Genomic DNA, 14,407 nt, shown 5'->3' on the forward strand with positions numbered 1-14,407 from the left:
GTTGGATGAATAGTTCAAACCCTCGCCTAGCGAGGCTCGTCAAGTAGCCAATCTTACACATACTCCTCACTGCAAGATTTAGCGACGAGAATTTGGATAAAACATTCAACAATCCCCTTTATTATTTCTAACTAAACCTGGCAATACCTTCAGGAATCGATTGGTTATTTTAGGTGTAGTTACTAAAAATAATCGCTCTGCCACGCCAGGATTTTTAGTTGTAGGCGTTCTCACACTTAACTCGATCGTAGGACTGGATGGAAAGTTTTCCTGACAGTCCTTTTTATTATCTAACGTTAGTTATTCGTGGCCAATTGCGTTCGGTTGCCTCATCTGCGGGAAATAGACATTCGAGCCGCAGTTCCTGAAGCGTAATGTCATACGGAGTACCTAATGTCGCGATCGTCGAGAAGAATTTTAACTCCAAATCATCGCGCCGGAGATGAAGGCTCAATAGCAAGGCATGTTGAGCAGTGCTACGCCGCTCAGTTTGCCAGATTCGCTCGATATCTGGATCGCTGATAAGTTCGTTTAGTAATGTCATAGAAGAATCGCTGTCCCGTTCGAGTAAAGTTTCTCGGTGCAGTCGTTGCAATGCGTGACTGGCAATGCTCTCCCAGTTGACAATAAACGGACGCAGCCCCTGCGAATGAAACATCACCCGCAGGATATTAATTTTGCCGTCTGCATAAAAGATGCCGTGCAGTCGTTCGGGAGCGATAAATGCACCGAGCAATCGAGTCGCACCTTGATTTGTCAGGAGTAAATTCCAGTATCGATCGATCGCAAATGCTGGATATGGATCGTGTCGATCTAGGATCAGATCGAGCGCTTTGCGCACTTGGATCGTCTCTGGAGCCGATAAATCCGTCTCGGTATGAATCGGCGCATATCCAGCGGCTGATAACAGCAGATTTTGCTGTCTAAGCGGAATCTCTAAGACGGTTGCCAATTGCAATACCATCTCCTGACTGGGTTTAGCGCGTCCCGATTCGAGAAAACTGATGTGACGTTGGGAGACTTCGCTAGAGAGCGCGAGATCGAGCTGGCTGAAATTGCGTCGATCTCGCCATTGTTTGAGTAGCATTCCAAATGAGTTTATTCGATCGTCGAGCGCAGTTAGCTGTTGTGGCATGGCAAGACAGGGGAATTGAGGATTGAGGATTGCGGATTGCGGATTGCAGATTGGAAGACACAGGTTAGCACCGATAACCTCATCCCGTACATCCTGCAAATCCTTAAATCCCGATCGGATTTTTGATTACCTGACAGGTAATTGTTTTAATTATCCCCTTTTGCCAAGATTGTGACATACCGAATTGAGGTTAGCCAAGTATGTCAACGTCAACGAATATCTCGACAACACGCTCATTCAACTCCCTCAAAACACTTTATCTAATTCTGGCGATCGCGGGATCGATTGCACCCTGGTATTGGTTGCTACAAGAGCCAGCAGCACTATTGTCGCCAACATTATTTTTACAACGCACGTTTGCAAATAATATTACAACTGCTTTGGCGAGCGATCTGCTCATTAGTGCCAGCGGCTTCTTTATTTTTGCCTCGATCGAACTCAAACGCTTAGGGTCTACTGCTTTGGGAGTTTTACTGTATGTCGGACTGACATTTGGCATCGGGCTTTCTTGCTCTCTACCGTTGTTTCTATATCGTCGAGAACTAATTCTAGAGCGAAATACAGTCAGCAAGTATTAACGAATTAGCGACCTGTTAAGGCAGCGATTTGCTATCGAGTCGTCAAGATTACAAAAACAGTTTACAAATACAGGACTATTGCTAGCAGCAGCATGGTTGTTATGGGGTGTTGGTATTAGTTTAGTAATTGGTTACTGGGCATCTCGCCAATAAAGTTGCGCAGATTTACCCATAGCAGATCGAAGTACTATAAAAAAAGCCTATCTAGTAATAACTAGATAGGCAGATCGCATGAATAAAACCGATTTAGAATAGACCTAAAGTCAAAGATTTATCGATCGGCATAGTTGCACCGATACCCAAATAGATAGTGAAGACAGTACCGAAGAGGAATACTGCCATCGCGACGGGACGACGGAAAGGGTTTTGGAACTTGTTGACGTTTTCCAAGAAGGGAATTACCAACAGACCTAAGGGAACGCCAGCCATGCAAGCGATTCCTAAGAGTTTGTTAGGCAATACGCGCAAGAGTTGGAATACAGGCCACAAATACCACTCAGGCAAGATTTCTAGCGGCGTAGCAAAGGGATTTGCAGGTTCGCCAACTAGAGCGGGGTCGAGAATGGCTAAAGCTGTACAGCAACCGATCGTACCGAAGATCACGACAGGGAAGATGTAAAGTAGGTCATTCGGCCAAGCTGGTTCGCCGTAATAGTTATGACCCATACCTTGAGCTAGTTTTGCTCTAAGAGCTGGATCGGAGAGATCCGGTTTTTTGAGAGTTGACATAGTTAATTAAGGACGTAAATTTTGGTTATTTAATTAATGTCTCAATGAGAACATCTGTCCGATCGGGTTGATATGTCTGGACGAGCGTGGAGTAGACTAAATGTTTACCACCATCGTTCGTCCATCTTCATTATCCCAATTTACAAAGGTCCAGAGATCCCTTGTTTGCGAATCATGATGAAATGTAACAGCATGAATACCGCAATCAACCAAGGCAGTACAAAAGTATGTAAACTGTAGTAACGAGTCAAAGTTGCTTGACCGACGCTAGAACCGCCACGGAGAAGGTCAGCCATCGCTACACCAACTACCGGAATTGCTTCGGGTACGCCAGAGACGATTTTGACTGCCCAGTAGCCGATCTGATCCCAAGGTAGAGAATAACCAGTTACGCCGAAACTAACAGTTAGAACTGCCAAAATTACGCCAGTAATCCAGGTGAGTTCGCGAGGATTTTTGAATCCACCAGTGAGATACACGCGGAAGGAGTGGAGGATCATCATCAATACCATCATGCTGGCACTCCAGCGGTGGATGGAACGAATCAGCCAACCAAAATTGACTTCCGTCATGATTTTTTGAACCGAGTTGAAGGCATCAGCTACAGTTGGCGAATAGTAGAAAGTCATCGCAAACCCAGTTGCAAACTGGATTACGAAGCATACTAGGGTGATCCCACCAAGACAGTAGAAGATATTGACATGGGGTGGAACGTACTTACTAGCAATATCATCAGAGATTGCTTGGATTTCGAGACGTTCGTCAAACCATTGGTAGGTTTTACTATTTGTGACTTGCTTGGTAAACATTGACGGGTGCCGTGCTTCTCTCTAATGTCGTGTTATATATTATAACGCCAGGAGGATGGTAGATCCTATGGCTCAAGATAATGACTGGGTAAGATTTACTGTCGGGTAGAACAGGAGGCTGTTCGGGACACAACTGATACCAAATATGCCCAAAATTGTTTAATTTAGTAATATTCGGTGGTAAGTTACTCATTTTACCTCTACAAAATTTAACACACCTCGAAAGGAGAGTGGTATCGATCGTGAGAGCTAGTTTTTGGTTTGGTTGGATCTTGAGTCTGCAAATGGCTCTATTTTGGCTCTGGGGTGTCCCTTCAGCCGCTGCATTTACACCAGAGCAACAATTAGTGTTGCAAGCTTGGCGGACAATTAATCAGGCTTATTACGATAACAGCTTCAATCATCAAAATTGGTGGGAGGTACGCGATCGCACCCTCAAGCAGCAAATTCCGAACGAGGAAGCCGCTTATACAACCATTACCAAGATGATTGCGACTTTGGACGAACCCTTTACACGGTTGTTGCGCCCGGAGCAATATCGATCGCTCCAAGTGAATACTGCCGGAGAATTGTCTGGAGTGGGCTTACAAATCGGCGTGAAGGCAGGTAGCGACGCGATCGAAGTAATTGCCCCAATCGCTGGTTCCCCAGCCGCACAAGCGGGAATTTTGCCCCACGACATCATCGTTCAGATCGATGCTACTCCCACATCCGAACTAACGCTCGATACTGCGGCTGTCAAAATGCGCGGTGCGACGGGTACAAATGTCAGTCTGATGGTGCAAACAGCCGACAATTCGCCGCGCGAGGTAATTTTAGTCCGTCAAAAAATCGAACTCAATCCCGTGACCGCCGAGCTACATACCGAAAACGGTCGCAAAATTGGCTATCTGCGCCTAGCACAATTTAGTGCTAAAGCCGCGCAAGAATTAGCCGATAAGATCGATCGCTTCAAACAACAAGGCGTCGTTGGCTACGTGCTAGATTTACGCAACAATCCCGGTGGATTGGTGCAATCTGGCGTCGAAATTGCCCGTCAATGGCTCAACGAAGGAACGATCGTCTACACTGTCGATAGACGCGGCGCGATCGATGCGATCGATGCGACAGGTACCGCCCTGACCGATGCTCCACTGGCTATACTAGTAAATGAAGGTACTGCCAGTGCCAGCGAAATTCTTGCTGGAGCCTTACAAGATAACGGACGCGCTACCCTCGTCGGTACAAAGACATTTGGCAAAGGTTTGATCCAATCTCTATTCGATCTCCCCAATGGTAGTGGCTTAGCCATTACCGTTGCTAAATACGAAACTCCCAACCATCACGATATCCACAAATTAGGCATTACACCCGATCGAGTCATCCCGACGCCCCCCATTTCGATCGCAGCCGCAGCTACAGATAAAGATACTCAGTATCTCGCAGCCGTGAAGGAGTTAGGAGTTGGGAGCTAATAGTCTTATCTAGCGATAAGTTTTTTGCTCGATCGATAGTTACGAATTACATCACATTAAATCAAAGTAATAATCTTATGATGGATGCACAAAGTCTACAGGAACGGATCGCCCAAGTGGAGAGCAAACGCGGAATGTTGTTAAGATACCAAGCCGATCCGACATTAAGTAGTTTGTCGATCGATATCGACCAAGCGTTAATTGAAATTGACGATCTCATGGCTGAGTATCAAAGAACTTTTCCCAGTGGATTCGTGGGAAAAGGGGCAGAAGGAATCGACTAGGGAAACAACATCGGGCAGATTGCATAACAAAGCCCTCACCCTTACCCCACTAATGAAAATTAATTATTCGTCAAAGTTTAGGGTAGGGGTAATGTCTTGACAGAAACACATCCTTCTCCACTCTTCGCGTAATTTCAGTCGCTGTCTTGTCGGTTTTTTTATTCGGAGGTTCCCTCCGAATAAAAAAACCGATCTCTTGTTTTGCATAATCCGGGAGCGGCGCATCGACAAAGGAGGATCCTCCGAGTTGTGTGCGTCAAGAGAGGAAACCTCCTGGCTGCGAGCCGCTTCATGAATTACCCCTAACCTGAATTTTGTAGATATCACTTTATCCAGTTGCGCCGAGCAACCAGACACCCATTATCATCAAACTGACAAAACCCCATTTCAGCGGTAACTTACGATTGGTTTCTCGTTGGTGCAGCCTCTCTGTAGGAGAATCGAGCCGTCGTCGAAAGATGGCAATTAATAGAGACAATCCAAACGCATAAGCAGGCGTAGAAGCCTCGATCGCCGAAACTAATACTGGCACCCCTAATTTTACGGCAAGTTGTCCCGTATATAGAGCGGCTAAATTTAGTAACTCGATCGCGAAAAATATGGGTAGAGCCTGCTCGATCTTGGAGAAGTCTCGAACTAGAGTCGAGCGTACTGCTGGTATTGCCAAGCAAGCTAATCCACTGATAATCATCCCAGCGGTGATACTTAAGAAAGCTCCAAAAAAGTCAGTGCGATCGAAGATATATTTTTCGATCGTCATCACAATTGTCAGTAATCCAGAAGCGACCGACATTAGATAAAGCGTATGCCATCGACCGCTAAAATTATCGATCGAACATAACCCGATCGAGGCAATTATTAGCAAGGCAATACCGATATAGTTATTGCCCGTAATAAAATATCCAAATAGCCAATAACTAATAATAACTAAAAAAATTGGCGTCAGGTTCCAGTATGCTGATACCGTCCCAGAATCACTGCCATCTAATGCTCGAAAATAGAAATATTGACTGAGCTGAATAATTGCTCCAGTCGTCAAACAGAGTGCGAGTAAATCCCAATGGGGAATGACGATCGGGATATTTAATAGCGGCAACAGTAAGAAGATTCCAGCCGAAATACCAGAACTGGTAACAACTCCCAACCACGGCTTACTAAAAATATTATCTACACAATGTTCGTCGAGAACATGCACGATCGCCCATAAAAATGAGCTGAATAAAGCGTATTGAATCCACATGCAGACAGCTAAGACTAGGCAGAAGACATCAAAGATGTGGTGGGTGTCTCACCTTGTCCCCAATGACTGAAGATAACAAATTGTCTTCTATTCGCGCCTAATCTCTAGCTAAGTTTATACTCACAATTTTTAATGACTAATCTTATGCTAACACAGCGGTCGAGCTTGGCAAATGAGAATAGTAGTAGAATTGACTTAGATAATTTTCCGATATAAATCGCGATCGATGGAAACTACTAAATTAATTCCGGTTTTAGGTACTGCGGCTTTTGGGTTACTGATTGTTGTGACGTTAGGGATAGTCTATCTAACTTTATCGGGTTGGCGCGATCGACAACGGCGCGAGCAAGATCGGCGGGCGAACCGTTAGGGGTTAGGGGTTAGGGGTTAGGCTTTAGGCTTTAGGCTTTAGGCTTTAGGCTTTAGGGAATAGGGAATAGGGAATAGGAGAGACAGATTAGTACCGATAGCCTCATCCCGAACATCCTAATAGATCCGCTAAATCCTGATGTATGGAGAGGAATGAAGTAATGGATTTAATTTTGTGCCATACTACGGCAGACTTTGACACATTAGGGGCAGCGGTGGGGTTGGCGCGATTATTGCCTGGAAGTAGGATCGTGCTGACTGGTGGCGCGCATCCGACGGTGAGGGATTTTTTGGCACTATATCGGGATGAGTATCCTCTGCTGGAGCGGCGTTCGGTGGTACCAGCGGCGATCCGCTCGGTGAGTCTTGTCGATGCTCAACAACGCGATCGCGTGGGCAAGGCGGCGGAATGGTTGGAGTTGCCCGATTTGAAGGAGATTGTAGTTTACGACCACCATTTGGGGCAAGTATCCGATATTCCGGCGACGCGGGCGGAGATCGAGCCTGTGGGGGCGACGACGACGTTAATTGTCGAGCGATTGCAACGGGCAAATATCGTGCTGACGATTGCGGAAGCGACGGTGATGGCTTTGGGCATTCATGTGGATACTGGTTCGCTGACGTTTGAAATGAGTACGCCACGGGATGCGCTGGCGTTGGGTTGGTTGATGCAGCACGGGGCAGATTTAGCGGTAGTCAGTGAGTACGTGGAGCCAGGATTGTCGCCGCAGTTGCAATCATTATTGCAGGTGACTCTCAAGGAGATGCAGTCTGCCTCAGTAGGCGGGAAAAAGATTGGCTGGGTGCGGCTGGCAACCGAACAATTCGTACCGGGATTGTCTAGTCTGGTATCTCAGATCCAAAACATCGACTCGGAACTGAGTGTCGTGGTGCTAGCTCATGAAGTTTTAGCCTCAGACGGTGACAATCGGGTGACGATTATCGGTCGATCGCAAATTCCCGAAGTGGATCTGCGGGTATTATTTAGTTCTATCGGCGGCGGCGGACACGCTGGAGCCGCTTCGGCAAGCCTACGGGCTATAGACATCAAAACGACACTCGATCGACTGATGGCGGCGATTTTAGCAGCAATTCCGCAGCCGCTGACAGCGAGAGATCTGATGTCTGCACCGATTCGCACGCTCCGCCCCGATACAACAATTGCTGAGGCACAACGGATTTTACTTCGTTATGGGCACTCTGGTTTACCGATCGTCGCTGCGCCACCACAAGAGCAATTAGTCGGCATTATTTCCCGTCGCGATCTCGATATTGCCTTACATCATGGTTTCAGTCATGCCCCAGTCAAAGGCTACATGACGAATCAGGTACGCACGATCGCGCCCGATACCACCCTGCCAGAAATAGAAGCCTTGATGGTAACTTACGACATCGGCAGATTGCCAGTGCTAGCCGATGGCAAGTTGGTAGGCATTGTTACCCGTACCGATGTCTTGCGATCTCATCAACACCATCAGATGCAATCCAACGCCACTAAACCAGCCCCACCCGATCTTGCTCCCCTCCAAGGAGGGGCTGGGGGTGGGTTCCGGCAAATCTCCCCCCCATCAAATCTCCACCAACTCCAAACCCAGCTCGTACCGCAACAATGGGAATTGTTGATGAAAGCTGCCCAATTTGCCCAGCAGTGGGGCTGGCATCTCTATCTCATCGGCGGTGCCGTGCGCGATTTATTATTATCTGAAACAGGAAGTTTATTAATTAAAGATATCGACTTGGTAGTCGATGGCTTCCACCAAGCCGCTGATGTCAGCGCGGGGGTGAAACTTGCCACCGCACTTCAGGAATTTTACCCAGCGGCGCGGTTAGATGTTCACGGCGCATTTCAGACTGCGGCATTATTATGGCATGACGATCCTGAATTTGACTCATTAGGCATCGATATTGCCACTGCACGCACGGAATTTTATCCTTATCCCGCCGCAAATCCCGAAGTTGAAGCGAGTTCGATTCGGCAAGATTTGTACCGTCGCGACTTTACGATTAATGCGATGGCATTGCGACTGACAGCAGCGACAACGCCACCATTACTAGATTTTTTTGGTGGCGTCGGCGATTTACAAAACCAACTAGTGCGAGTTTTACATCCCAATAGTTTTATCGAAGATCCGACGCGGATTTTTCGAGGAGTAAGATTTGCAATTCGCTTGGGGTTTCAGCTCGAAACTCAAACCGCCGATTATATTCGGTATGCCATTAGTAGCGGTGTTTACGATCGCACCGCCCAAGCAAATCCCAAAACTCCCGCTCTCCAAACTCGACTCAAAACCGAATTAAAATATCTTCTCCAAGCACCTTACTGGCGATCGGCTCTAGAGTTATTATCTGACTTGGGTGCGTTGCATTGCATTCATTCGACGCTGAAATTAGAACCAGAATTAGTCCGCCAACTTGAGTTATTAGAACGGTGTTTGCGCAGGTTCGACGCTCCACGGCAGCTCTACCACAGTCAGCCACAACTCATTCACTGGCAACTACGATTAGAAACAATCATTGCTACTCTAGCACCAGCATTTCGACAGCCAGTCGCTAAAAATCTTCAATTACCTGAAGATACGATCGAGCGGTTAGCGAATTTAGATCGATCTCAAACGCAAATCTTGTCCTCATTACCAACATTCGATCGAGTCAGTCAAGTGGTGCAATTATTAAAACAATTCGATTTACCAATGCTGATTTTAATTGCCGTGCAGTGTCGCGACAAAACTATTCGTCGTCAAATTTGGCGATATTTGATAGTGTGGGCACACATTCAACCACCATTAAATGGTAACGATCTGCGTCGATTGGGTTACAAACCAGGCCCCCAATATCGCCAAATATTAGCTAATTTACTAGCAGCAACTTTGGATGGAGTAGTTATCGATCGAGCTAGTGCTGAAGCATTTCTTCAAAGGGATAATTAATAGATAGACATTTATTAGTTTCGGATTATTTATGCCCCTGCGATAGCTCCTATCGATGACTTACCCAATCTTTAAATAATTGCCGTTGTCGATCTACAGTATTTCCCAATCCCTGCAAGTGATATTTTTGAGGTTGAGGCTTTGCTAGGACGATCGGAAGTGTCATCAATCGATCGCCATGAAAAATAGTCAGATTAATTTGTTGTCCTTCTTGATATAATTTCAGTCGATCGACAAGCTTTTCAGCAGTTACTTTAAAACCATCAATCGCGAGTAATTCATCGCCAGGATCGACTCCAGCTAAATATGCGGGCGAATTGGCAGCTACCGATTTAATTGTCTCTTTCCCGCGATCGCTATTGACAGTTATCCCCAAATATGGAACAGTGACTTCATCAGATTTCAACTCCAATCCGAACGGATTTAAGTAATCATTAAATGGCAATTCTTCGATACCATGAATATATCGATCGTAAAAATCTGTAAGATCTCGCTCGGCGACTGATTCGATAATATTTTTTAATTGTGTCTCGGTAAAACCAATTTCGGCTTTGCCAAACTGTTCCCACATGGCAACTAAAACATCGTCAAAAGATTTTGCACCATCAGTGCGATCGCGAATGAGTAAATCTAGTAATAATGTTACCATCTCACCTTTGAGATAGTAAGACATTTGAGAATTAGAACTATTCGCATCCGGGCGATATAATTTAATCCACGCATCAAAACTCGACTCGCTCAATGGTTGCACCAATCGTCCTGGTGTCGTTTGGTAACGGGTAATCTCTTTACTCAGTTCGGCTAAAAATTCTTGCTCGTCATAAATTCCTGCGCGTCGGGGAATTATCAGATCGTAATAACTAGTCGTACCTTCGCTAAACCATAGCGATGGTGTATAATTTTCGCCTTCATAATCAAATTTTTCGAGCGCAGCCGGACGAATGCGTTTGACATTCCAGAGATGGAAAAATTCGTGCGCGACTAACTGCATAAAGCGATTGTGTTTCTCGCTCCCTTTAAATCCAAAGCGGGGATACAAAAGCGAGCAACAATTTTTGTGCTCTAATCCGCCACCGCCACTTGGCGACAGATGCAGCAAGAAAATATAGTGTTCGTATGGCAATCCACCAAATATTTTTGCTTCGACTTCTACGATTTTCTTAATATCTGCGATCGCGATTTGCGGATCGAGATTACCTTCACCCCAAACGACTAGTTGATGAGATTTATCTAGTACGGTAAAGTCGTAAATCTGCTGATAACCAATTTCAAATGGGCTATCGACTAAAGTATCAAAATCGTTTGCCAGGAAAGTTTGCGGGCTAATTTCGGGTAATGGTGTGGTAATTTGCCAATCGGGACGAGCGGGAATAATCTTAATCTCGATCGGACAGTATTCATATCCGGGAATATAAAAACATAATGCGGCTGGATTAAAATAGCCATGGGTGGCATCCAAATGATTCGTCCGCACGGTTAATTCGTTCGCAAATATCCGATAGTTAATGATTATTTCGCTACTACCACCTGGCTGGATTTGCCAATGATTTTTAGCAGCTTTGACGACATTTAATTTTTGCCCATCGCTTGTTAATGCACTAAAATCTTGTAAGTGTCGGACATATTCTCGCACCAAATACGAACCTGGAGTCCAGGCTGGCATTTTGATATCTAGTAGCTCGCCATGCCAATTACTAACTATCAACTTCACCTCAAACAAATGAGTTTGTGGCTGAGACATCGCAATTTGATAAGCCAGTTTTGGCACATAAATCGGCGTCACCGGGGTTATAGTTTCTACAGCTTGAGTCATCTGTTAGGGGATAGGGGATAGGGAATAGAGGATAGGGAATAACATCCTACGTCTTAGATTAAGTGCTTGGTGTAAACCCAGGGTACCCACAAGGGACACCCCTACAGATTAATTGTGTAGGGGTGCCCCTCGTGGGTACCCTCAGATCTACTACCAGCTATCAATTATCAATTATCAATTATCAATTAGCTCTAAGTTCTTGGGCTGCTAAATAGATTTGACTCCACTCTCCCATTACTTGATTGGTTTTAATTTTGAGAGATTTAGCGATCGCTTCAACCGAAGTTCCGGCTTTTAATTCCATCAAAATTTCTCGTTGTTTTGGTTCTAAGCTATCGCAAAATTTTGTCCACCGTTCGGGCGTCAAGCCTAAGTTGTGTTCTTTTAAAGAGATCTGCAACCATTGAGAAACTAGCTCGGATTCTGCTTTAATCGCAAAAACTTTGAGCGTATGGTAGTTGATCTTTTCGCGGAGTCGATAGACTTGCTTGATATCCATTTTCAAGGCGATCGCGATCGATTCTGGTGTTTTACCTTGGAGATAAAGTTTCAACCATTCGCCAGCTTCGGGGCTGACATTTTCGACTAAATAATCATAAAGTGATTCTTTGACGCGATTGCGAGCGATTTGAGTTTCTTCCCAATCTTGTTGTTGGTGATAATTTTCTTGAGCTTGTTTGTCTAGCAAACTGAGTGTAGAATCGCTATCGCCGATGATTTCGTCAGAGACGATTTTGACGAGATCGCTTTGCGGTACATTGGTGACACCGCCTTTTTGGGCGCGCCGCAAGTAGTTGACAAAGCGGTGGGCGAGCAATGGTTGATTGCGAACTGGGCGCAGGCAATACTCTTCGATACTAGCAAATAATAAAGTATCGCGCAGCCGAGGATTTTTGGTACATTTGCCGATCCAAGCTATTTGCTGTTGGATATATTTATCACTTTGGAGCAATTCTTGGACTACTTCTTGCAATACATCGACAACTTGCCGCTGACGATCGTTACTCAGTGTCAGCCATGCCCGAATTTTATCGCGCAGTACTGCCAATCCGCCCAATCGCTGCATCAGGTTTTTATAGGCGCGTTCTGGTGGCAATCCTAAGTAGCGTTGAATCAAAATCCGCAACCGATAATCCATCGCTCGATCGACAATCTTAATATGCTCGGCATCTAGCGTTTCGAGCCGCTCTCGATCTTCTCCCAGCAACCAATTGAGAATACTACCTTGAGTCGTAGCGTTTTGCCCACTACATTCTGTGGCGATCCGGGTTTCCCATTGGGTAGCGATTTTATCTACGATTACCTTCGTCATTTGACTGTTGCTCCTGTCCCCTCGGTTAAAATTAAGATGGCGATCGGATTGGCTCCAACCCAAACTATAGCTGACAATCTGTCCTAAACGGGGCGGCTGAATGGCTCGATCTAGATCTACTCATTAGAATCTAGTTACGCTTTGGAATCGGTACGATGTCGGGGTATCATTACAGAATTGCCGCTGCTGTAATTAGTTCCAGCTCTGCTCTAAAATTTATACTTAGAGCTTTGGCTTCGCCGATTGATTGTTGAGTGTCTACATAAGCAAGTGCTAGGGGATGATTTTTGATTTGACAGCAGCTAAATTGCCGATTGAGATGATAAGTCCAAACACCATTTGCTAGATTTGTGATGTCAACAGATGATTGGGCTGCTCGATCGAGAATATGCGCCTCTAACTACCAAATATCTTTAGTTAAGGTGCCCAATAGTTATTAGCTAGCTATAGTCTAACTAATTTAATCTTGCGCTCGATCGACCAAAGGCGATCGAATTGGTGCCAAAAAGTAACTAAAAAGTCGCTAGATAACTTGCAATTAGCTATCTTACGACTTTTGAACCCACTGATGTCGGTTTTTTACTAAAACGAAACGATCGTAGTCTTCTCCGCCACCCCAGCCCACCCCTTCTAAAGGGGTGGGCTGGGGTAAACCAACCTAAAACGAAATAATCAAAAATCCATTCTGAAACTTGGCTCCAGTAACACTCGAACCCTTCAGCGGCGGCGGTAACAAAATATTCCGGCGTTGATCTCCGGCCTCGATCGTCACCTCTGGACCCGATTGAGTTAGCTTTACTTGTGTTTTATCAAAACCGGGCAAATACAGCCTTACCTCGCGCTTGGGGACGTCGATCGTTATCGGTTTGGGTGCCGTTACAGCTTGACTAAAATCTGGCAGGGCATCGGTTAACGGCTGCCAATCGTCGCCGATTCGGTTGGGGATAGCCGAGACTCCCAAGGGGTCGAATTCGGCAGCTAGAATGTCTGTCAGCGTACCGCGATTGACAATCGCCCCGCCAATGGTCAAGCCCGACTGCTGAGCACTGCCCCATAAATATTTGCCTGTCGCAATTGCGGCTGGCTCGTCAGTAACTACGATATAACCCGCCACTCGCTGAGGATTGCCGATCGCGTCTTGACTCTTGGAGAGGAAGTTATTTGCTTCCTGCATTGGTGCTGAAACCGCAGTTTCCCCCGTCCAAGCGATCGTTAACATTGCCGCCATCGCAGGCTGCATAATCGGTGCGACAGTCCGCCACAAATCTGATTCTTCGACGACCGCGACAAAGCGACGGAGATACCAACTGAGACTATCGGCCATTCCCGCCATCCGCAGCGTCGTCAGATCGCCAGTACCATCGTAGACGATCGTGTCATACTTGCCACTAGCATCATACTGTCGCAGGGCATTGAGCGCGATCGCGCTATCCATCCCTGGTAAAATTGCCAACTCTTGGCCGTAAACATTGCGTAACAGTGGCGATCGTAAGTAGCGCGATTCAATTTGTTTGACTTCTTCCCAACCCCGCTCGATGGCGACAGTTGCCGAAATTAAGACTACTTCGAGATTTGCGCCAATCGATTGAGGTTTATCTGTGAGGGGAACACCCAGCAAGATCCCCGTTGCAGGCGTAGGATCTTGACTGACAAATAATACCCGCCGACCCAGGTTAGCTTGTTGTTTGGCGGCGGCGATCGCCACAGTAGTCCGACCGGAACCGCCTTTACCAAGGAAGGTGAGAATTTGGGGCATA

General features: G+C 46.1%; 12 protein-coding genes. 5 read left to right on the forward strand and 7 right to left on the reverse strand.

The window, feature by feature from the left end; genetic code table 11:
* Nucleotides 1-286: 286 nt before the first annotated feature.
* Nucleotides 287-1,234, reverse strand: coding sequence for a helix-turn-helix domain-containing protein (locus CHA6605_RS25215; protein ID WP_015162197.1), 948 nt, complete (start codon nucleotides 1,232-1,234; stop codon nucleotides 287-289).
* 101 nt (nucleotides 1,235-1,335) lie between these two features.
* On the opposite strand from CHA6605_RS25215, the gene CHA6605_RS25220 reads away from it, so the two are divergent.
* Nucleotides 1,336-1,713 (forward strand): DUF2834 domain-containing protein, encoded by a 378-nt coding sequence (locus tag CHA6605_RS25220; protein ID WP_015162198.1) that lies wholly within the window; start codon nucleotides 1,336-1,338, stop codon nucleotides 1,711-1,713.
* 246 nt (nucleotides 1,714-1,959) lie between these two features.
* On the opposite strand, the gene petD is transcribed toward CHA6605_RS25220, so the two are convergent.
* Both petD and petB read right to left on the reverse strand, forming a co-directional pair.
* Nucleotides 1,960-2,442: a cytochrome b6-f complex subunit IV gene (petD, locus tag CHA6605_RS25225; protein ID WP_015162199.1), complete on the reverse strand. Its 483-nt coding sequence runs from the start codon at nucleotides 2,440-2,442 to the stop codon at nucleotides 1,960-1,962.
* A gap of 140 nt (nucleotides 2,443-2,582) precedes the next feature.
* Nucleotides 2,583-3,251 carry a cytochrome b6 gene (petB, locus tag CHA6605_RS25230; RefSeq protein WP_015162200.1) on the reverse strand — a complete coding sequence of 223 codons (669 nt, stop codon included), beginning with the start codon at nucleotides 3,249-3,251 and terminating at the stop codon, nucleotides 2,583-2,585.
* Between the two features lie 239 nt (nucleotides 3,252-3,490).
* On the opposite strand from petB, the gene ctpA reads away from it, so the two are divergent.
* Together ctpA and CHA6605_RS25240 are read left to right on the forward strand one after the other, a co-directional pair.
* Entirely contained in the window at nucleotides 3,491-4,705 is a 1,215-nt protein-coding gene (gene ctpA, locus CHA6605_RS25235) for a carboxyl-terminal processing protease CtpA (RefSeq protein WP_041549970.1), read from the forward strand.
* A 77-nt stretch (nucleotides 4,706-4,782) separates the two neighbouring features.
* Nucleotides 4,783-4,989: a hypothetical protein gene (locus CHA6605_RS25240; RefSeq protein WP_015162203.1), complete on the forward strand. Its 207-nt coding sequence runs from the start codon at nucleotides 4,783-4,785 to the stop codon at nucleotides 4,987-4,989.
* Between the two features lie 328 nt (nucleotides 4,990-5,317).
* On the opposite strand, the gene CHA6605_RS25245 is transcribed toward CHA6605_RS25240, so the two are convergent.
* Nucleotides 5,318-6,229: an EamA family transporter gene (locus CHA6605_RS25245; protein ID WP_015162204.1), complete on the reverse strand. Its 912-nt coding sequence runs from the start codon at nucleotides 6,227-6,229 to the stop codon at nucleotides 5,318-5,320.
* Nucleotides 6,230-6,455: 226 nt separating this feature from the next.
* Here CHA6605_RS25245 and CHA6605_RS35230 point away from each other — a divergent pair, with 226 nt between their 5' ends.
* Complete coding sequence (locus CHA6605_RS35230) at nucleotides 6,456-6,599, forward strand: hypothetical protein (protein ID WP_015162205.1); 144 nt, start codon at nucleotides 6,456-6,458, stop codon at nucleotides 6,597-6,599.
* Nucleotides 6,600-6,759: 160 nt separating this feature from the next.
* Nucleotides 6,760-9,525, forward strand: a complete 2,766-nt coding sequence (locus CHA6605_RS25250; protein WP_015162206.1) for a CBS domain-containing protein — start codon at nucleotides 6,760-6,762, stop codon at nucleotides 9,523-9,525.
* A 49-nt stretch (nucleotides 9,526-9,574) separates the two neighbouring features.
* Here the strand turns inward: CHA6605_RS25250 and CHA6605_RS25255 are convergent, their stop codons facing one another.
* The 3 genes from CHA6605_RS25255 to CHA6605_RS25265 all read right to left on the reverse strand — a co-directional run bounded on the left by CHA6605_RS25255 (nucleotide 9,575) and on the right by CHA6605_RS25265 (nucleotide 14,406).
* On the reverse strand, nucleotides 9,575-11,338 hold the full coding sequence (locus CHA6605_RS25255; RefSeq protein WP_015162207.1) for a M61 family metallopeptidase: 1,764 nt from the start codon (nucleotides 11,336-11,338) through the stop codon (nucleotides 9,575-9,577).
* 181 nt (nucleotides 11,339-11,519) lie between these two features.
* Nucleotides 11,520-12,650 carry a HetZ-related protein 2 gene (locus tag CHA6605_RS25260; protein WP_015162208.1) on the reverse strand — a complete coding sequence of 377 codons (1,131 nt, stop codon included), beginning with the start codon at nucleotides 12,648-12,650 and terminating at the stop codon, nucleotides 11,520-11,522.
* Nucleotides 12,651-13,308: 658 nt separating this feature from the next.
* Nucleotides 13,309-14,406, reverse strand: a complete 1,098-nt coding sequence (locus CHA6605_RS25265; RefSeq protein WP_015162209.1) for a Get3/ArsA fold putative tail anchor-mediating ATPase NosAFP — start codon at nucleotides 14,404-14,406, stop codon at nucleotides 13,309-13,311.
* Between the last annotated feature and the right edge of the window lies 1 nt (nucleotide 14,407).

This window comes from Chamaesiphon minutus PCC 6605 (assembly GCF_000317145.1).
Lineage (GTDB): Bacteria > Cyanobacteriota > Cyanobacteriia > Cyanobacteriales > Chamaesiphonaceae > Chamaesiphon > Chamaesiphon minutus.